This is a genomic window from Mammaliicoccus sp. J-M41 (genome assembly GCF_022385935.1).
Lineage (GTDB): Bacteria > Bacillota > Bacilli > Staphylococcales > Staphylococcaceae > Mammaliicoccus > Mammaliicoccus sciuri_A.
In genome coordinates this window covers 1-20,260 of record NZ_JAJNIR010000045.1, presented here as the reverse complement: position 1 = coordinate 20,260, position 20,260 = coordinate 1, and the positions used below count along the sequence as shown (strand labels likewise).

The 20,260-nt window shown below is 32.0% G+C and carries 17 protein-coding genes and 1 pseudogene; all 18 read right to left on the bottom strand.

Going from position 1 to position 20,260, the window contains the following annotated elements:
- Positions 1-235 precede the first annotated feature (235 nt).
- The 18 genes and pseudogenes from LQ686_RS12900 to LQ686_RS12815 all read right to left on the bottom strand — a co-directional run bounded on the left by LQ686_RS12900 (position 236) and on the right by LQ686_RS12815 (position 19,907).
- Positions 236-1,438 (bottom strand): annotated as a pseudogene (locus tag LQ686_RS12900) (DUF819 family protein).
- 87 nt (positions 1,439-1,525) lie between these two features.
- A complete protein-coding gene (gene brnQ, locus LQ686_RS12895) occupies positions 1,526-2,863 on the bottom strand; it encodes a branched-chain amino acid transport system II carrier protein (protein WP_107596970.1) in 1,338 nt (445 codons plus the stop codon).
- Between the two features lie 115 nt (positions 2,864-2,978).
- Complete coding sequence (locus LQ686_RS12890) at positions 2,979-4,865, bottom strand: vWA domain-containing protein (protein WP_107590714.1); 1,887 nt, start codon at positions 4,863-4,865, stop codon at positions 2,979-2,981.
- A gap of 10 nt (positions 4,866-4,875) precedes the next feature.
- A complete protein-coding gene (locus tag LQ686_RS12885; protein WP_025905039.1) occupies positions 4,876-5,673 on the bottom strand; it encodes an ATP-binding protein in 798 nt (265 codons plus the stop codon).
- Positions 5,674-5,751: 78 nt separating this feature from the next.
- A complete protein-coding gene (locus tag LQ686_RS12880; protein WP_107566076.1) occupies positions 5,752-5,955 on the bottom strand; it encodes a DUF6501 family protein in 204 nt (67 codons plus the stop codon).
- 15 nt (positions 5,956-5,970) lie between these two features.
- Positions 5,971-6,786, bottom strand: coding sequence for a VOC family protein (locus tag LQ686_RS12875; RefSeq protein WP_025905041.1), 816 nt, complete (start codon positions 6,784-6,786; stop codon positions 5,971-5,973).
- Between the two features lie 278 nt (positions 6,787-7,064).
- Entirely contained in the window at positions 7,065-7,889 is an 825-nt protein-coding gene (locus LQ686_RS12870; RefSeq protein ID WP_239733445.1) for an alpha/beta fold hydrolase, read from the bottom strand.
- A 307-nt stretch (positions 7,890-8,196) separates the two neighbouring features.
- Entirely contained in the window at positions 8,197-8,355 is a 159-nt protein-coding gene (locus tag LQ686_RS12865; protein WP_204169484.1) for a hypothetical protein, read from the bottom strand.
- Between the two features lie 35 nt (positions 8,356-8,390).
- Positions 8,391-8,927, bottom strand: coding sequence for a hypothetical protein (locus tag LQ686_RS12860; protein ID WP_107596997.1), 537 nt, complete (start codon positions 8,925-8,927; stop codon positions 8,391-8,393).
- Between the two features lie 153 nt (positions 8,928-9,080).
- A complete protein-coding gene (locus tag LQ686_RS12855) occupies positions 9,081-9,272 on the bottom strand; it encodes a hypothetical protein (protein ID WP_103362023.1) in 192 nt (63 codons plus the stop codon).
- A gap of 157 nt (positions 9,273-9,429) precedes the next feature.
- Positions 9,430-10,674 (bottom strand): 2-oxoglutarate dehydrogenase complex dihydrolipoyllysine-residue succinyltransferase, encoded by a 1,245-nt coding sequence (gene odhB, locus LQ686_RS12850; protein ID WP_025905223.1) that lies wholly within the window; start codon positions 10,672-10,674, stop codon positions 9,430-9,432.
- A gap of 13 nt (positions 10,675-10,687) precedes the next feature.
- On the bottom strand, positions 10,688-13,474 hold the full coding sequence (locus tag LQ686_RS12845) for a 2-oxoglutarate dehydrogenase E1 component (RefSeq protein ID WP_239703218.1): 2,787 nt from the start codon (positions 13,472-13,474) through the stop codon (positions 10,688-10,690).
- A 91-nt stretch (positions 13,475-13,565) separates the two neighbouring features.
- Positions 13,566-14,942, bottom strand: coding sequence for a HAMP domain-containing sensor histidine kinase (locus tag LQ686_RS12840; RefSeq protein ID WP_025905221.1), 1,377 nt, complete (start codon positions 14,940-14,942; stop codon positions 13,566-13,568).
- A complete protein-coding gene (locus LQ686_RS12835) occupies positions 14,939-15,613 on the bottom strand; it encodes a response regulator transcription factor (protein ID WP_037590505.1) in 675 nt (224 codons plus the stop codon). Before LQ686_RS12835 ends, LQ686_RS12840 begins: the two co-directional genes overlap by 4 nt.
- A 643-nt stretch (positions 15,614-16,256) precedes the next feature.
- Positions 16,257-16,865, bottom strand: coding sequence for a phosphatase PAP2 family protein (locus tag LQ686_RS12830; protein WP_037590506.1), 609 nt, complete (start codon positions 16,863-16,865; stop codon positions 16,257-16,259).
- A gap of 13 nt (positions 16,866-16,878) precedes the next feature.
- The gene (locus LQ686_RS12825; protein ID WP_204180631.1) at positions 16,879-17,946 is read right to left on the bottom strand and encodes an undecaprenyldiphospho-muramoylpentapeptide beta-N-acetylglucosaminyltransferase; all 1,068 of its coding nucleotides are present in this window, start codon (positions 17,944-17,946) and stop codon (positions 16,879-16,881) included.
- 2 nt (positions 17,947-17,948) lie between these two features.
- Positions 17,949-18,479, bottom strand: a complete 531-nt coding sequence (locus LQ686_RS12820) for a GNAT family N-acetyltransferase (RefSeq protein ID WP_180991491.1) — start codon at positions 18,477-18,479, stop codon at positions 17,949-17,951.
- A complete protein-coding gene (locus tag LQ686_RS12815) occupies positions 18,480-19,907 on the bottom strand; it encodes a S41 family peptidase (protein WP_107590717.1) in 1,428 nt (475 codons plus the stop codon).
- Positions 19,908-20,260 lie beyond the last annotated feature (353 nt).

Below are 20,260 nucleotides of genomic sequence, written 5' to 3'. Positions count from 1 at the left end.
TTTATTTTGAATTTAAAATCATATTTTTTCCTCATAAGAATGCACCCCAATAATTTGATTTGTTTAGGTCAAATATTTGGGTTCACATCAGTCATGGCTTAATTACTTAGTTAGGCTAAGACTTGGTTTTAGATGTGAATAAAAGATGAAATAAACGCACGAGATCACAAAACATCTGAGTTATCCCCCAACAAACTCACATCTCCTACATCCCCCTACTCATCCATACACCTTCTTACATAAATTGGCCTAAGAAATACCCCATTAATGTTCCGACGTAATTTCCGATTACATAACCTAAAGTACCGATGATTAAAATAGGTCCGACTAATCCTTGCCAACCTTTAGATATTGCTAATGCAGCTGCTGTTGTTGGTCCTCCGGCATTAGCGTTACTAGCTAGTAACATTTCCTCTATATTGAATTTGAACAATTTTCCGAAGAACAGTGTTATAGATAAATTGAAAATCAAAATAACGGCAACGAAAATAAATAATAATGGTGCTGTTTTGATAATGATTGGTATAGATGCTGGTACACCTATTACGACAAAGAAAATATATATTAAAAATGTACCGAGTTCATCAGAAGCGTTTAAATTCTCAAAGAATTTACTAAACATAGCTACTGTAACAAGTGTTAATGTTGTTAATAATAAAAATTGGTCACCTATAATACTCACTAATATTTCCATAAAGTGATTGTTTTTAGGCATCTATTCATTAACGAGTTCTGAAATTTTAAAACTTATCGCAACTAACGCAAATGCTATAGAAATCGAATAAGCAATATCTTTTAGACTTATTTCATTTCGTTTCCAATATGCTTCTGCTTGATTACTGTTTCCATCATCATTTGACGTATAAAGTCTTTTAAAATATTTTTTAACAAATTTCATATTCGGTAGCGTAATGAGTACAATGAAGTAGAACGCCATTACGCTATTATCGGCTACAACTGTTGCGGAAACTAATTCTCCAGGTGTTTGGAATTTCGTGCTCAGTGCTGCAAAATTCACACCACCACCTATGTAACTACCAGTCATCATAGCACCAATTTTATCTAGTTCAGGTATGAATTGATGAAGTAATAAAAATCCTGCTGCAACACCTACTACAGTACCTACTGAACTGATAAGAAATATAAATAAAAGTCTTCTACTTTCTTTCCATATTTTAAATATGTTTGATCTAAATAAAAGTAAAGGAATTGCTAATGGAATAACATATTCCCATACTTGATCATAAACTGGCGATTCAATTGGAATGATATTGAGATTGGATAATATCATCGCACCAACTAATGCAATGATAGCGCCTGTTAGTTTTGCTGCAAATTGATACCTTTGTTCTAAAAAGATACTAAGCGCTGCAATACCTACTAGAATTGCCCACAATAACCATGTTTCATCTTTGTTTATAAATGCATTTAATATCATGAAAACCAACCCCTTTTTATATTGTTATCAATATGATGACATAAAAAATAAGAATCTTCAAAATTAATTTGAAGATTCTTATACAACTTACGAATATGTGATTGGAGCTTGATTCTTAACTTTACCAATTATAAATCCAATAATGAATCCAACGATTGCAAACGGAATCCATTCCATTTGGTAAGTTGATAATGGTAATTGTTGAATAAATCCAATTTTAGCCCAACCCATTTGGTTTACAACTGATATTAATGAAATAATTGTTACAAGTGCTACTGATAATTGCTGTGCGATTGGTGGTGTACCAACGTATTTAGCAAGAACAATTAATAATACAGCTGTAATTGCGATTGGATATAACACTAATAATACTGGTAGTGAACCTTTAATTACTGTAGTTAAACCTTGATTTGAAAGGATGAAACTAATTAATGTAAAGATTGTTACAAACCATTTGTAAGAAATTTTAGGTATAATTTCGTGGAAGAATTCACTCACTGATACGATTAAACCTGTAGCTGTTGTTAAACAAGCTAATGCAACGATAATACCGATTAAATATTTACCAAATTCACCGAATGCTAATTGTGCGGCTGTTGTTAAGAGATATGTACCGATATTTTGACCGTTATCGTTTAATTCTTTAAGTGTCTCAGCTGAAACGTTCATGTGATTACCGATCCAACCTAATGAGATGTAAATAAATCCAAGTGCAATTGCTGCAATAACACCTGAATAAATTGTTTGTTTGAATAATCCTGTTTCTCTCGTTACACCTTTACTCTTAATTGCTGTAATAACAATTAGTGAGAAAGCAATAGCTGCGATAGCATCCATTGTTAAGTAACCTTCAACGAAACCTTTACCAAAGCTTGTTCCAGCACTACTATATACAGCAGTATCACCTGCAACAGATGCTTCTCCACCTAATGAGAAGAATGCTTTAATAATTAATGCTGTAATCGAAATTAATAGTAATGGTGTTAAAATCGCACCGACTTTATCAACCATTTTACTTGAGTTGAAACTTAAGTAAAAGACAATGACAAAGTAAATCAGTGAGAAAATAAATAAAGCCATTGAACTATTTGTATCAAAAATTGGTGTAATACCCATCTCGAAAGATGTTGCTGCTGTACGTGGTATTGCGAATAATGGTCCTATTGTTAAAGAAATTGCAACTAATAATACAATTGCAAAGACTGGATGAATTTTGCTTAATGAAACTCTGTATCCCTTGTCCTCAATTGAACCTGCGATTACACCAATAAGTGGCAAACCGATTCCCGTAATTGCAAAACCAAATATAGCTGGCCAGAAGAAATGACCGCTCGATAATCCTAATGCTGGTGGGAATATTAGGTTCCCGGCACCAAAGAATATCGCGAATAACATAAACCCTACTACAAAAATATTCTTGTTCATATATTTTACTCCTTTTGCGTCTAACAATAATTTATATTTTATCATTGGAGTTTGTTTTCGTCTATATGAAATTTCTGAAAATTTAAAAAAGAATGTTATTATTTAGGTTTGTTAATTATATAGATTGCAACAGTAATTTTTTCAATAACGGAGCCAATTGGTATGGTAAATTTTCAACACCTTCAACAAATAAACTTTGTTTACCATAGATGTTATGAACAGTCTTTTTCGTGGCTTCATCAATTAGGTCTTGATTAAGGAATACATTAAAGACATAAATCCCTTGTTTATCTGCTTCTATCACAGCTTCATGTGTATCTATAATGCCGTCTTCTGCATAATCAAAAGCTGAAGGTTCCCCGTCAGAAAATACAATTAAGAATTTTTGAGACTCAGATCTTTGAAGTAAATGTTGAGTTGCAACTCTTAATGCGACACCGTCTCTATTATCATCTTGAGGTTCCAACGTCATAATTCTTGCATCATTCTGTTTAAGTGTTGATTCATTATATAAGATAAGTTCTTCAATAGTGTTAGGTTGATTTAATTTATCAGCTTCAAAAGCATCCTCACTAAAACCAAGAATTTCATGTTTAATATCTAAATTTTTCAGTGTTTCATGGAATAAGACGACACCTTTTTTAGTTTCTTCCATTTTGTCATGCATACTTGCTGATGCATCAACTAATAATGTGAATGTTGCATCTAGTTTTCTGCTAAATGCATCTTTTTTGAAGAATAGTTTATATTGATCATCGATAAACCAATTTAGAAGATTTTTTTGTAATCGACCTTTAGTTAAGTTCTCTCTTATATCACTATATTGATGATTCATTGATTTTTGAATAATGCTCGTTAAGTCTTTTATTTCAAATTGAACACTATCGACAGCTTCTTTATATGCTTCCATATGAGCTGGTAAAATATCTGGTCGATTGAAAGTAAGAGAAACATTTTGATTAATACCTTTAAGTTGATATTGTTGGTTAAGACCTCGGGCACCGCCCTCTTCATCATCTAAAGTATTGTTAGAGCCCTTACCTTTTTTCTCCATCATATCCGTCATATCATCGCCAGCGTCACCTTCTCTATCGTTATCTGTCAGAATGTCGCTATTTTCGCCTTCGTGAAGTTCCATTTCTAAATAGGATTTACTGTCAGTTTGACTGTCGTTCGTCTTTGTTTCAGCATCTGCAGTTTCAATATCGTCTGGATCATGTTCTTGTTCATGACTTTGATCAGTGTTAGCTGCATCTTGACGTTTTAAATCTTCTAAAGTCCATTCTTTTTCATAAGAACGATAAATACGCTCTGGGATATGATAATACTGGTTGAGCATATCTTCTTTTAATAAATAATCCACTAAAATCATGATACTTACAGCTAAATCATAACTATCTTCAGATGATTGCAAGTTGAATATTTGCGTTAATCGATTAAACACTTGTACGAGTGCATCATCAAAATCATCATTTATTGAAATATTGTTGATGAAATTTTCGTTTAAAATAGCATGTTCTATTGCTAAAAATAATAAGTCTGTATAAGTTGTCTTCGTTTGATAAACATGAATTTGACTATTATTTTGTTTGATTTTGACGTTCAATCTATGCTTAAACAACTTTTTAGTGACTGGACGTTTAGACATAATCAAATTTGATAGACGGTATTCTTCAATAAGCATAAATAATTGTTTGAAAAAGCTCATATGATCAAATGACTCATCTAATACTTCTTTATATATAGCTGGGTCTGTATGTTTAAATCCTAAAGTATCTAACATTATGTCGGATTTTAGCCCTGCATTTATAATGTGTTCAGGTCGATGTAACCATGTGAAACTAACATTACATGTATTGTTGATAGGATCATAGTGTTGGAATTTTTGGAAAGAAACTTTAACGTTTGGATCTTCAAGTAATAATTTTGCTAAATCAGTTAACATCATTATTTGTTGTGCATCGATTTGTTCGTCATTAAATAATATAAAACGATCACTCATGATATTCTCCTTACTCGAAAATTAATTCAATTGCATTTTGTATAGCTTGTTGTTCTCTTTCGTCGTCTATTTTGTCTATAATGGCACGTTTAATCGCACGTCTAACTGGAATAACAGTTGCTAAATCAGCTAAGTCAATCAATGCTCTTATACTCGCTGATTCTTCTGAAATTTGACCTTGGCTCGACATAATGCGTAAATCCTTATTAAATTGAACAATTGAATCGATGATTTCATCATCTTGTAATGCACTTTGTTCTTTAATAATCATTTTTAATGTTTCGCCATCTATATAATCAATATCTAAGACAACGAATCTGTTTTTTAATGCTTCGTTCATTGGTAATGTTCCGATATAGCCTACGTTGATTGCGGCAACGACTGAAAAACCTTCTTTAGCTTGTACGACTTCACCAGTAAATGGATTTGTTAACGATCTTCTAAAGTCTAATACACCATTTAAAATAGGTAACGTTTCTGGTTTCGCCATATTGATTTCATCGATATATAAAATGTCACCATTCTTCATAGCTTTAATAACAGGTCCATCGATAAATACAATTTGTTGATGACCTTGTTCATTTGTTTCAATTGTTTTGAAACCTAATAAACTTTCTGCATCTAAATCTACAGAACAGTTTACAGAATGCATCGGTTTATTTAAATCTCTCGCAAGTGTTTCAGCAAGTTTCGTTTTCCCTGAACCAGTCGGTCCTTTTAAAAGTATATTCTTATTAAGCTTTATCATAGACAAAGCGTCATCATATATAGTTTCGTCGTTGTTTAAATATTTATTAAAATTAGCCATTGTGTTCTCCTTTAGTACATTTTATAAACTTAAAAAAGAGTCCGGAACATATAGATGTATCAGACTCTTATCGTATATTTATACTTCTTTAAAGTATATTTTGTAGTAGCCGCCAACATGTCCAGAATTATCAATGATTTGATAATATTCTTCTGTTTCATTAACGACATCATATGTTTTACCTACTGTTAACATATCAGATACTTTAAATTTTTGTGCATCTGTATTTGTAACTTCTACTTGTTTAATAACGTGATTTTCTTTCCAAGTTTCATGTAACATAAATAAACCGCTCCTTTAATTCACTGTGTCATATGTAATTGTAATGATGATGCCAGTTAAATCACGCACATATAACGAAATTAAGCCGGCTTCATGTTGAATAATATGATGTTCCATTTCAATTTCTTTAACGTGATTAACTATTTTTTCAAAATGATCGATATCATCAATGGAGATTGCTACTCTTTCGATAGGTGGATTTAATGACTCAATTGCATCTGGATAATCAATCAAATGTAACTCTCCGCCATTTCCACCAGCACCGACTTTAAATACGATAGCTGACTCATCATCTATTGTCTTGTATTCAGCAAACAATTGCAACTCAAAAATATTATTTAATAATGAGCCAGTTGCTTGAGTCTCAGGTGATTTAACCATGACCGGTCCAATTCCTTGAATTTGATGAATGGGACTAATTGGACCACCATCATAAGCAGTTCCAAGAGGTACACCGGAATTTTGTTCATCAGAAATAAGATGTAACGCATGTCCATTATTATCATAAAATTTAAATAGGTGCTTACCATTTAATTGTTGCACAGACTCATATTTAACTTTATGATCATCAAATTGTTGTTTATATTCATATAATGCGTAATCAGTCGGTACACGTAAAGCAATCCCGTGAAAATGCGTATCTAATTGATCTGAATCACCAGAATATTGCTTGAAAATCAGTCTCGTACCAGGTGCAAGATTTGCATCGCCGATATGTAAGATATTCTTTTCATGGTTCATCAAGGTATTAAGCCCTAAAATATCTTTATAAAATGACTCTGTTTCTTTAATATCAAAAGTCCATAATGTAACACTTCGTAGTCCATTCATGAATATCTCTCCTATATATGAATTCCTATAAATTATATCAAATAAATTCAAAGTATGACAAATCAATCAAATTGAGAATAATGAAAAATATATTTTTGGGTTGTATGGGCGCCGTTACGAACAAGTTTAGTTGAAAGTGTTCATAAGAGTCGCAGTATTTACACTTCTTTTGAGTTTTGTAAATAAGAACCTCGTTATTAGCAGTTCTGGCCAAAGGTGCAAATACTGATACCGTTATTAGCAGTTCTGGTTCAAAGTGCAAATACTATCGATCTATCTTAACTTTTATTAGTATTCTCGGCAAAGAATTCCGAAATTATTTTTAAAAAGAGCTCCGGTGATTCAAGGTTAGCTAAATGTGCAGTATTAGGTATTATAATATTTTTTACATTTGGGATTTCTTTAATCATAACCTCAGCGATTTCTAGAAAATCTGGTACATCACATTGACCATTAACAATCAATACAGGTATCTCAATATTATTTAATTGTGAGATATTATCTTCAACTTCTATTTCTTCAGAAGAAACATTAGGTTCACCTTTAGTTAAAATTTTTCGCTGCATATCCATAATCAATTGCTTCACATCTGGATTAATGATTTCTGATGATCGATTTCTTTGTATCCAAGTCGCATAATTATACTGTGCAGTTTCTTCTATTTTCCCTTCATCTATTAATCTTTCTTCTTTTTCTTCATAATTTTGTAAGAAAGTAGATGCATTCCAACCACTTATAGCTGGAGACAAAAGCGCAAAACTCAGACACTTTGCAGGGTTTTCTAAATAAAAATCAAGAGCTATTTTTCCACCAAATGAAGCTGCTAAAATATGTGTATGATGAATGTCTAAATGTATAAGTAGTTCATTTATAATTAGATTATAATTGTAACTTCCTTCAGTAAAATCACTTAACCCAAAGCCAGGAAGATCAAACCTGACTACTCGATATTTTTCAGACAGTAAGTTGAATTCGTTATCCCACATTCTTGAATCTACAATTCCGGCGTGAATTAATAATAAATTTTCGCCATTACCTTTTGATTCATAATAAATATTAGCTCCAGTTGCATTAAAAATTCCTTTAAGCTTATTAGAATGCATAATATTCTAACCTCCGATTTATATAAAGAATGTCCAGCTGATAAAATATATCTTGGTAATTCTACCATTAATATGCAAGATAAGCACTTAATATAAAAGTACATAAAACGAAAAAAATACAACGACGATTTCCGCCGTTGTATTTTCCCATAATCCTAAATTAAGATTTTAATAATAAATCTTCTGGATTTAGGTAGTATATATATTTCATTTATATTTGTTAAAATGTTTTAGTGAAGTGGTTTATAAGTAATCTGTTTTATATAAATATCTATTATCATTTAATACTTTGGGGGATTTCGGTAAATTATTCAATCCGTTTAACCTTTTCCCATTCCTGTTTCAAATAAAATGTGATTATCTTTATAAATTCATCAAGTTCATTTGATGTTTCTTTTATATCATCATTGAATTCTTCTCCGATTTCATTAATTTGTAATAAATAATCTTGTGGAGATTTGTTCAAATATTCCTTATTGATATTCTCTTGCCATGTTTTTCTTAATTCTTCAACAGTGATAATAACATCTTCCATTTTTTTATTAAAATTTCATTTTCTTTATTTGTTTCATTATTTATGGTTTCGTTAGGAAAGTAATTTATAAATTTAAATTGAATTTTATTGAACGTTTGAGTTTTTTCTGCAAATAGTTTGTCTATTTCTGTAATTTCTTCAACTATTTTAATCGACTCTGAGTTATATCTATTAATACTTTCAATACTAGGTTTTTCTTCATTAATCTCTTGAAACATTAATGATTGATATCTATTAAACTCATTTGAAAGACTTATTAATTTTTTAATATTTAGTAGTTGATTAGTGTGTTCAGCTACTAAATCACTACTTAATTCCCTTACTTCTTTAATCCATTCCATTCTTGATTTTACTACGACATCTGCTTTTAACTTCATGTCATTTATTTCTTTTTCGTGTTTCATTCTTTTCCTATTTGTAAATTGTGATAGTGACCAACCTACGGAGCCCCCTACTATAGATGCAACAATAGGATTTGACAATATTGACCAATCAACTGTCATTTTGCCCACCTCTTTTTTATATTTTGTTTAATAGTATTTTTAAATAATTTTACCACTTTAATATATTAATAGCACTAGGTATTTAATTAAATATTGATAGAGGTGTGCTTAATTTAAAATTCAACATTGTTAATCAATTGTATTGTTAACCCATTATCTATTTTTCTTACTCAAACGTTCTTCCATTTGTTTGTTTTTATCCTTATTGTGTTTCAATGATTCTTTAATTTGAGCCTTTTTCTTTTCGACTCGTGCTTTCGTTTCTTCGTAGTTCTCATCTTCTGCCGCACGTTTTTCATAGTAATACGCGTCTTCTTTCCAACGTTCATGTATCGATTTCCCCATATTATCCCCCATTTAAAATTATTGTTTTAATTAAATACTTTCTTTATAGTAAGCCATTTTCAACTAAAAATAAAACCCCAACTCAGAATTGAGATGATTCATAAAATGAAAAAATACAACGACAATAAATGTCGTTGTATTTTCCCTTAATCCTATATTAAGATTCTAATAATAAATCTTCTGGATTTTCAATTAAGTCTTTAATTGTTTTTAAGAATCCTACTGCTTGTTTTCCATCAATAATTCTGTGGTCATAGCTTAACGCGATGTACATCATCGGTCTATTTTCCATACGATCTTTATCAATTGCAATTGGTCTTGTAACAATTGAGTGCATACCTAAAATAGCAGCTTGTGTACCATTGATAATTGGTGTAGACATTAATGAACCAAATACACCACCATTAGTTATAGTGAATGATCCACCCATCATGTCATCTAAGCCTAATTTTTTATCTTTAGCTTTAACAGCTAAGTCTACGATATCTTGTTCGATTTCAGCGAAGTTTTTCTTGTCACAATCTTTAACGATTGGTACTACTAAACCTTCTTCTGTAGAAACGGCAATACCGATATCATAGAATTGTTTAAGTACTAAATCAGTACCATCAATTTCAGCATTTACATCAGGATATTTCTTCAATGCTGCAACTGCTGCTTTAGTGAAGAATGACATGAATCCTAAACGAGTACCGTTATGGTCTTCTTGGAATTTTTCTTTCTTACGTTTACGTAATTCCATTACGTTAGTCATATCAACTTCATTAAATGTTGTTAACATAGCTGTATTATTAGATACTTCTAATAATTTCTTAGCTATTGTTTGACGTCTACGTGATAATTTCTCACGAACAACAGGTTTAGAAGGATTGTCATTAGATTTAGCTTGTGCTGGTTGGCTTTTCTCAGCTGGTTTAGCTTGTGGTTGAGGTTTAGCTGCACTTTCAACGTCTTCTGGACGAATAACGTCTCCTGCCTGAGTCTTAACCTTGCTTAAGTCGATACCTTTTTCACGTGCTAAACGACGTGCTGATGGTGTTGCTTGAATTCTTTCATTTGAAGATGCTGTTTCTTCTTTAGCTTCTGTAGCTTCTGGTTTACCTGCATCTTCTTTAGATGGTTCTTCTTGCTTTTCAGGTTTAGCATCGTTTGAAGCTGGTTGTGCTTCTCCGTCTGAAACGACTGCAATGACTGAACCTACTTCAACAGTATCGCCTTCTTCAGCTTTGATTTCAGTTAGAACACCTGCAACTTCTGAAATGACTTCAACATTTACTTTGTCAGTTTCAAGTTCGACGATATTTTCGCCTTTTTCAACTTGGTCACCAACTGATTTGAGCCATTCTGAAATTGTTCCTTCTGTAATTGATTCTGCTAATTCTGGTACTTTTACCTCTGACATGATTCTTTTCCCCCTAATTATGTTTTAAAGCTTCTTGGATTACTTTACTTTGTATAAGTTTGTATATTTCGCCGTCGCCTTCTGCAGTTGAAGAACGTACTTTACGACCGTGATATTCAAGCTCTACTTTGCGATCTTCTAGAATGTCTTGAAGTTTTAAGCTAACGAATGACCAAGCACCTTGGTTTTTCGCTTCTTCTTGAACCCAGCGAACTGTTTCTAGATTTCTGAATTCAGAAAGAACGTTCTTTATCTCTTCTTTAGGGAATGGATAAAGTTGTTCAAGTGCAATTAGACAAAGTTCATCGTTAGGATCTTTTTGTAATTCAGTTTTTAAGTCAATAAACATTTTTCCTGATGAAATAATAACTTTCTTAACTTTAGTCTTCTTATATGGTTCAACTAAAATTGGTTCAAATTGTCCTTTAGTGAATTCTTCAATTGGACGTGAAACAATTTTATTTCTTAATAAGCTTTTTGGTGACATTAAGACTAATGGTCTCATTTTATCTGTGTTAAGATATTTTGCATGTCTTCTTAATAAGTGATAATAGTTAGAAGCACTTGTTAAGTTTGCGATTGTCATGTTGTTTTCTCCAGCTAATTGTAAAAATCTTTCCAATCTTGCTGATGAATGTTCAGGACCTTGTCCTTCATTACTATGTGGTAAGAATAAAGCTAAACCACTCTTTTCTCCCCATTTAGCATTACTGTTAGATAAGAAGTTATCGAATATCATTTGTGCCATATTTGCAAAGTCACCATATTGTGCTTCCCAAATATTAAATGATTGTGGATGATCAACATTATAACCATATTCAAAACCAACTACTGCAGCTTCAGATAATGGTGAGTTATGAATATCGAATGATGCTTTACCATTCGGTACATGATGTAATGGAATGAATAACTTACCATCTTTCTCATCATGTAACACAGCATGTCTATGTGCGAATGTTCCACGTTCTGAATCTTGTCCAGTTAATCGAATTGGTGTACCATTTTGTAAAATTGTCGCAAATGCAAGTTGTTCAGCATGTGCCCAGTCTACAAGACCGTCTTTTTCAAATGGTTCACGACGTCTATCTAATACTTTGTTTAACTTCTTGAAGACTGTGAAATCTTCTGGATAATCAAACATTGCATCATTAATCGCTTTTAATTCTTCATAAGTAGCGTTTGCTAACTCATAATCTTGTCCTTCACTGATGTTATCAGGTAAAGTCATTTCTGGATTATCCATCTCAGCATCTTTATCAATCTTGTCATGAGCAGCTCTTAAGCGTTTCGTTACATCTTCAAAAATTTCATTCATTTCAGCTTCTGTAATAATGCCTTCTTCGACAAGCTTTTTACCATAAATATGTTCAATAGATGGATGTTCTTTAATCGCTTTATACATCATCGGATTTGTAATAGATGGTTCGTCCATTTCGTTATGTCCATAACGTCTATAACCAACTAAATCGATGACGAAATCTTTATTGAATTTCTCTCTGAAGTCCATTGCCATTTCAATAGCTTTAACAGTAGCTTCAACATCATCTGCATTTACATGGATAATTGGTAAGTCATAGCCTTTTGCAACATCTGTTGAGTATGTTGTTGAGCGTCCATCTTCAGCTTCAGTAGTGAAACCAATTCTGTTATTTGTAATAATGTGTAATGAACCACCAGTTGTGTAACCATCTAAATTACTTAAGTTCATAGATTCAAAGTTAATACCTTGTCCAGGGAATGCAGCATCACCATGAATTAAGACTGCAAGTGATTTATTAACATCTTGACTTGGTCTTCCTGCATCTGCTGTTGTATCTTGGTTTGCTCTCGCTTTACCAAGTACGACTGGAGAAACGATTTCTAGGTGACTTGGGTTGTTGGCTAAAGTAATCGATTGTTCGATACCGTATTTACTTGTTGTCTTCGTACCACCTAAGTGATATTTAACATCGCCTGTCCAACCAGCTGTAATTTCTAAAGAACCATCTTTCGGTAAGAAAATAAGTGGATTCTTATGCATAAATTCAGAAATCATCATTTCATATGGCTTTTCTAATACGTGAGTTAAAACGTTTAATCTACCCCTATGCGCCATACCAATTTGGATGTTTGGTATATTTGCAGCATTCGTACGTTTTAATACTCTTTGTAACATTGGTACTAAACTATCTACACCCTCGATTGAGAAGCGTTTAGCACCTACGAAATTCTTATGGATATATTTTTCAAAGCCTTCTACTTCAGCTAAACTTTTTAATAGTTCGATTTTTTCTTCTTTAGTAATTTCAATTGTATGTGTTGATTCGATATATCTCTTCAACCATACGCGTTCTTCATTATTATTAATATGCGTGTACTCAAAAGCGATAGGACCTTGGTAACAAGAAGTCATATATTCTATTGCTTCATATGCATTGTTAAATTCTCCATCAAAGTGATCTGATACGATAACTGCTGGAAGTTTTTCCAAAGTTTCTTTTGAAAGTCCAAAGTCTTGATGTGTTAATTTTGGTACGTTTTTTCTTTCTGGACGGTACACTGGATAAATATCTGCAGTTAAATGTCCATACTGTCTGATATTATCAATTAAACGCATTACACGTTTTACACTTGAGTTGTCCACCCCAGTACTTGATTGTAGGCCAGCGCCTGTGTTGTTACTTGTTAATTCATCGAATAACACTTGCAAGTCTTCCGGTACTGACTCTGGATCATTAACGTAATTATCATACATTTCTAACATTAACCCTAAGTTAGTTCCAAATCTTACAGGTGCTTCGACATGATTATCATTCTTCATGTTCCACCCTCCAAGAAAATTATAAACCGTTTACATTTCCATTTTAGCACTTAACAGTATTGAGTTAAAGGCTAATCTGACAATATTGAACTTATTTGTTTATAAAAGATTCTTTGAATACAACTGATATTTTTGTGTACTCATTCACAACACTTTCAACTTTCACAATTCCATCATAAGAATTGACTAATTTCTTAGCAATTGAAAGGCCGAGTCCATTGCCGCCTTCTTTTCTAGAACGTGATTTATCAACTCTATAAAAGCGGTCAAATATGAATTCTAAGTCCTTTTGAGGTATGCCCACACCATGGTCAATAATATCAATTGTAATATTTCTGTTTTTTAAATTCGTCACAATTTCAATATTTTTATTTTTCTTATCATATTTCATAGCGTTATCAATAAAGATTAATAACATTTGTTCAAAATGAAATCGATTGATATTCATTCTAATTGCGTTGTAATTTGATTCGAAATTGAATGTATAATCTGGATGTAATTTCTTTAATGATTTAATTCTAGAATTTATTTCATAGTTGATATCGACAATATCAATCTCATCACCTGTACTCGATCTAGCATCTTTTGATAATAAAAGAAGTTCTTCGACGAGTTTCGTAATACGTGTCATTTCTTCAATCGAAATATCTAAAGATTCTTCTAATACTTCTGGATTGTTTTTACCCCATCTTTGAATGAGGTTTAAGTGCCCTTGTATAATTTGCAGCGGCGTTCTCAATTCATGTGAAGCATCTTCGACGAATTGTTTCTGTTGATCAAAAGAACTTTCCAATTGTTCCATCATTCTATTAAAGGTTTGGATCATATCGTCTGTTTCTTCATAGTTTGTGGGTACTTCAAGTTTTTCTTGGAAACCGTCTCTACGAATTTGTTTCATTTTATCGGATAATATCGTAATAGGTTTAGTGATTTGTGATGAAAATACATAACTGATTAATGCAATTAAGAACAATGCCGTTAATCCAAATACAGTTGCTAATATAATCATAAATTTAATAATGGCATCATAATTTGCTAGCGGATGGACGACAGCTTCATAACCACTGAAATAACTTGTATTTACAGGTGTATAAACGACAATATATGATTTATTATCTTGTTTCGTTTCATAAATTTTAAGTTGATTCACTCGTTCAAATTTAGGCGTATAATCTAAATCATTATTATGCGTTTCTTCAAAAATAGGTTTGCCAAATCTATCATATAGCACAAGCTTTTGATTATCAGTTATTGTCGCATTAATATCAGTTGAAGTAATTTGACCAAGTGTCTTCGTCTTCAATAAATTAATTGTGTCATACGTACTTCTAGTTGCTGTGCTTGTTTCTTGGTCTTTCAAATATAAACTAATGAAATAAATGATAAACATACTGAATAAAGCAAATATAATAAACGTAATCGTCGTGGTGAGCATCATCCATTTAGTCTTTAATGATTGTTGTTTCATGATCTAATCACGTATCCCACTCCTCTAACAGTTTCGATAATATTCTCTTTCTTGAATGGTTTAAGTTTGTTACGTAAATAACGAATATATACGTCCACAACATTTGTCTCAACTTCTGACTCATAACCCCATACATGATTTAAAATCTGCTCTCTTTGTAAGACGAAATTTTGATTTTCAGCTAGTAATAATAATAATTCATATTCAGTCTTCGTTAAATCAACAGATTCACCATGGATAGATACAGAAAAAGCATTTTTATCAATTGTTAAATCATTAACAGTAATTGTATGACTTACTGGTTCAACTGTTACATTTCTTCTAATAATAACGCGAATTCTCGCTAATAATTCTTCAATATCAAATGGTTTAACAATATAGTCATCTGCGCCATAATCAAGACCAATAACTTTATCATATGTATCGCCCTTAGCCGTTATCATAATAATCGGCGTATCTTTCTCGCGACGAACTCGTCTACATACTTCAAGACCATTCATTTTTGGTAACATGAGATCTAATAATATACAATTGTAATCTTCTGCTAAAGCTTGGTTTAATCCACTCTCACCATCATTACATATTTCCACTTCATAGTCCTCATGCTTAAGTTCTAATTCTATAAATCTCGCTAAATTTTGTTCATCTTCTATGATGAGTATCTTTTTCATAGTGCCACCTCGTAATAAAATTATAAAAGTTTTCAATTTTTAATTGACAATGATTCTCAGTTAGTTATAATAGTAATTGAAAATGATTATCAATGAAAGAGTTCCCCCTCTAGTAAAAGATAACATTTTCGAGTTTAACATGTTCATTATATATGAGCATTACTATTTTATCATTTAAAATAGTAAAAATTTTAAATAACTAATTGACATTCATTCTCAATTGGTTATAATAGTAATTGAAAATGATTATCAATCAAATAAAAGAGTTCCCCCTCTAAGTATAGATTGAACATTTTCTATAACCCCCTTTTATGCCCATAAAAGTAAAATAGCCGCAGTGATTCTGTCCAAATCACTGTGGCTGTTTTTTTTGTTTGGATTTATTGAGGATATAAGCGTTATGAGCAGTTCTGGCGAGAACTGTAAATAACTGTATCAGTATTAGCATCTTTGGCGAGAACTGCAAATAACGAGTGTTTTATGAACACTTCTAGCCAAACTTGTTCATAGCGAGTGCCTTATAAACACTTCTGACCAAACTTGTTCGTAACGGGTGCCTTGTGAACACTTCTAGCCAAACTTGTTTATAACGGCAGCTAAATCCAAAAAAAAGAATGGAACAGCTCATCTGTTCCATACTCATCTATAATTTCTTTCGTAACATACTTTGTGTTAGCATAATGCAAATAACGCCGCCGATTATACCAGCGATAATATCAGTTGGATAATGTACGCCTAAATACACGCGTGATGATGATATCATTGCGATACAAATGACACATAAGCCCATCAAATACGGTCGTATAGATTTGTTCGCTACTCTAAATATAATGAATATAAGTGATCCGAAAAATGCGGTGGATCCCATTGCATGTCCACTCGGAAAACTAAATCCAGAAATATCTATCAGTCTAAGTAAAGTTGGTCTTTCTCTGTCGAATATATTTTTAAGAAGTGGATTTAATGTACCTGATAAAATCATCGTAACTGCAAAAAATAATGTTTCAATGTTATATTTTTTAAGTTTTAAGTAACAAATCACAATGAGTGATAAGGCAATCATTGCCCAAACTTCTCCTAGTTTTGTGAAACCAAGCATTATAGAAGTCGTTATAAAGCTTTCAGTTGAATATATAAAGTTATAAACTTCATTATCAATCCATTTACCGAGTCTTGATTCATGGAAAAATGCAATGACTCCAAATATCAAACTAAATATTAGTATGAGTAAAGTACGGTTTGCTTGGCTCATTCGATTGCCCCCTTTACTTTATGTCTGATTCGATTTTGTTGAATAGTGTTTCTTTAGTATAACTTTCTTTGAAATGTGACATTTTGTCAATAATAGCTTCTCGTTCGTTTTCTAATTTATCCAGTTGATTGATCAGATTAGCTTGGTCCACATCTTTTTCTTGTAATACTTTAGCATATCCATTTTTCTCGAAAATTTTAGCGTTATCAATTTGGTCTCCTCTTGATTGATCTAAACCAAGTGGGATTAATAACATTGGTAACTTCAATGTCGCAAATTCGTATATAGCATTAGCGCCTGCTCTACTAATAACAGTGTCCGTAATCGCATAGAAGTGCATTAATTCATTTGAAACAAATTCATATTGGACATAATTGTCGTTTTTAATATTATGATCTATGTGACCTTTACCAGTTAAATGAATAATTTGATATTTCTTTGTTAAAAAGTCTAGATTATCTCGAATCGCTTTATTTAATGCTTTAGAACCTAAACTACCACCCATTACGAGTAATACAGGTAATTGATCATTAAAGCCCGTTAATTGATAACCTTCTTCTTTAGAGCCATCTCTTAAATCTTCTCTAATAATCGCACCAATATAATCTGATTTTTCTTTAGGTACATATTTTAAAGTTTCTTCAAAAGTTGTATACATTTTATTAGCAAATTTCATTGATATTTTGTTTGCTAAACCAGGTGTAACATCTGATTCATGCACAATTGAAGGAATTTTTAATGATTTGGCAGCGATAATAACTGGAACACTGACGAAACCACCTTTAGAAAAGACTAAATCTGGTTTTTCTTTTTTTAATACTTTTCTAGCGTCTAATATACCTTTTAAAACTTTAAAGACGTCTTTTAAATTCTCAAAAGATAAATATCGACGTAACTTCCCGCTTGATATCGGAATATATTTCGTATCTTTGGCAGAGTCAGTAATCATTTCTTTCTCAATACCATTTTTAGATCCAATATATATTGTTTCTATATCACGCTTTTGTGCTTCAGGAATGAGTGCTAAATTTACTGCAACATGTCCTATCGTACCGCCACCGGTAAATGCTATCTTCTTCATGTTTATTTCTCCTCGTTCTCTATCAATTTATAATATGCATAAAATGGTGCGTTCTTATCAAATGGAAATTCATCTGTTTCATATTCACCCATTTTAATAAAATCAAATTTTTCAAACAGTCTTTGTGCACGTTTATTAAGTGAAAATGTATCCGTTATGATAATAGGCGTTCCTGCTTCAGTAGCAATATCAATAGCAAATTGCATCATCTTCATTGCGACACCTTTATATTCAGGATTTGTAGCCATTCTATGAATGACATATGCGCCGTCAGTATTAGCTGGCCAGTCAAATTGTTTATACCATTCAGCTTGTACTTGATTGACACATATATAGCCTGCAATATCATTGTTTTCTTCATATAGATATAAGTCTCCGTTATCTATATCTTCGTAGAAATGCTTCTCTAATGGATAACGATGATCCCATTGAGGGTTCTGATCGTGCTCCATAATAGATTTAGCCATTTCTGTTAGTTGATTAATATGTTGAATATCTGATCTTGTTGCTTTTCTCAAACTAGTTTCCCCCATTTACTTATGCATATATTGAATTGCTTCATCAAGTTGTTTATCTTCACTACGGATTTTCTTGCGTAAAAGTTCAATAAATTTCTTAGTTGTATCATCTGTGAAAATACCATTTGCTGTTAAATCATGATCACTTTGGAATGATTTAACTTGTGATGTCAGATGGGCATCAAATTGGTCATTTTCACTGTTAATATTATACCCTAAAGCGTTCAAACCAATCTTAATTGATTTAATTTCTTTAGATTGATCGTCTTCTTGGTAAGTCTTACTTGGATCGATTATTTCTATTTCTTCATATTTAGGTGCTTTAATGGTTTTATCTGGTTGAATCCCTTTTTTATGAATATAAGATTTGTTAGGTGTTAACCATCTCATGTTTGTATATTTCAAAATGCTAGAATCGCTAAATTCTTTATGAACTTGTCCGATTCCTTTACCAAAAGTCGTTGTACCTAGGACATCTGCAATTTTATAATCTTGTAAAGCACCTGCGAATATTTCTGCAGCACTTGCAGATCCTTTATTAACCAGTACAGTATAATCCATATCATCTATGCCAGACATTTTGTCGTTTTCAGTTTCAACTGCTTGTGGTTTATCACCTTTCGTTTCTAAATATATAACAGGTTTGTTTTTATCAACAAACAAGTTAACACTCGTCACAACTTCATCTAATAGACCACCTGGATTGTTTCTTAAATCTAAAACGACATGTTTCACTTTGTCTTTTTTCGCTTGTTTCAATGCAGATTGTAATTCTTTCGTTGTTTTATTTTGGAACTTAGAAATTGCAATGACGCCAGTGTCTTTCTTTTTCGTATAATCGACACTTGTAAGATGAATTTTGTCACGCTTAATCTTCACATCGAAAGGTTCTTTACCTTCTCGTTTAATTGTTAACGTAACAGTAGTACCCTTTTTACCTCTTACTTTTTTAACAATTTCATTTAAAGATTTATTTTTAATCGATTCATCGTCAACTTTCGTAATGACGTCTAAAGATTTTACGCCAGCTTTTTCAGCAGGAGAATCTTTCATAGGACTCGTAATTCTAACGTAGCCATCGTGCATTTCCATCTCTGCACCAATTCCAACAAAATCACCAGAAATTTCTTCGTTATAGCTTGTTGTATCTTTAGCGGATATGTATTCACTGTAAGGATCATCTAAAGATTTGATCATACCATCAATAGCGCCTTGTGTTAATTTGTCGTCATCAACATCTTTGTAATAGTCATTATTAATTTGTTTATAAGCCTCTTCAATTTTGTTAAGTTCTTTTTGTTGATCATTGCCAAAGTATAAACCGAATTTATACGAAGCAAACGTCACAACAGCCGTTAATAAGACCGTAACAAATAATATAATGAATAACTTATATAAAGGAAGCGTTATTTGCCGACTTTGTTTCTTTTTAAAAGGTTTCATTTACTCACAACTTTCTTGTCAAATATAATTTATTTTAACAGTTAAATCATATAAATAAAAACACTTTGGTGTGGGAAACAGCAAAGTGAACGAATTAATAAGGAAAAATGTTCATATCGTGAGTATAACGGGTGCTGTTAGGGACAAAATTCCGAGAAGTGTCCGTAAGAGGCGTTGTTAGGGACAGAATCCTGAGAAATGTCAGTAAGAGGTGTTGTTAGGGACAGAATTCTGAGAAATGTCCATAAGAGATGTTGTTAGGAGTCAAGTCCATATGTTTGTGTAATATCTTTAGTATGTAATCAACCTTTGGTTTTTAATGAATCGAACAACTATATTTGTTTTGAAGTTTA

Coding starts and splice junctions, on each gene's coding strand:
- brnQ (WP_107596970.1), bottom strand. CDS start 2,863: ATGAACAAGAATATTTTTGTAGTAGGGTTTATGTTATTCGCGATATTC.
- LQ686_RS12890 (WP_107590714.1), bottom strand. CDS start 4,865: ATGAGTGATCGTTTTATATTATTTAATGACGAACAAATCGATGCACAA.
- LQ686_RS12885 (WP_025905039.1), bottom strand. CDS start 5,673: ATGGCTAATTTTAATAAATATTTAAACAACGACGAAACTATATATGAT.
- LQ686_RS12880 (WP_107566076.1), bottom strand. CDS start 5,955: ATGTTACATGAAACTTGGAAAGAAAATCACGTTATTAAACAAGTAGAA.
- LQ686_RS12875 (WP_025905041.1), bottom strand. CDS start 6,786: ATGAATGGACTACGAAGTGTTACATTATGGACTTTTGATATTAAAGAA.
- LQ686_RS12870 (WP_239733445.1), bottom strand. CDS start 7,889: ATGCATTCTAATAAGCTTAAAGGAATTTTTAATGCAACTGGAGCTAAT.
- LQ686_RS12860 (WP_107596997.1), bottom strand. CDS start 8,927: ATGACAGTTGATTGGTCAATATTGTCAAATCCTATTGTTGCATCTATA.
- LQ686_RS12855 (WP_103362023.1), bottom strand. CDS start 9,272: ATGGGGAAATCGATACATGAACGTTGGAAAGAAGACGCGTATTACTAT.
- odhB (WP_025905223.1), bottom strand. CDS start 10,674: ATGTCAGAGGTAAAAGTACCAGAATTAGCAGAATCAATTACAGAAGGA.
- LQ686_RS12845 (WP_239703218.1), bottom strand. CDS start 13,474: ATGAAGAATGATAATCATGTCGAAGCACCTGTAAGATTTGGAACTAAC.
- LQ686_RS12840 (WP_025905221.1), bottom strand. CDS start 14,942: ATGAAACAACAATCATTAAAGACTAAATGGATGATGCTCACCACGACG.
- LQ686_RS12835 (WP_037590505.1), bottom strand. CDS start 15,613: ATGAAAAAGATACTCATCATAGAAGATGAACAAAATTTAGCGAGATTT.
- LQ686_RS12830 (WP_037590506.1), bottom strand. CDS start 16,865: ATGAGCCAAGCAAACCGTACTTTACTCATACTAATATTTAGTTTGATA.
- LQ686_RS12825 (WP_204180631.1), bottom strand. CDS start 17,946: ATGAAGAAGATAGCATTTACCGGTGGCGGTACGATAGGACATGTTGCA.
- LQ686_RS12820 (WP_180991491.1), bottom strand. CDS start 18,479: ATGGGGGAAACTAGTTTGAGAAAAGCAACAAGATCAGATATTCAACAT.
- LQ686_RS12815 (WP_107590717.1), bottom strand. CDS start 19,907: ATGAAACCTTTTAAAAAGAAACAAAGTCGGCAAATAACGCTTCCTTTA.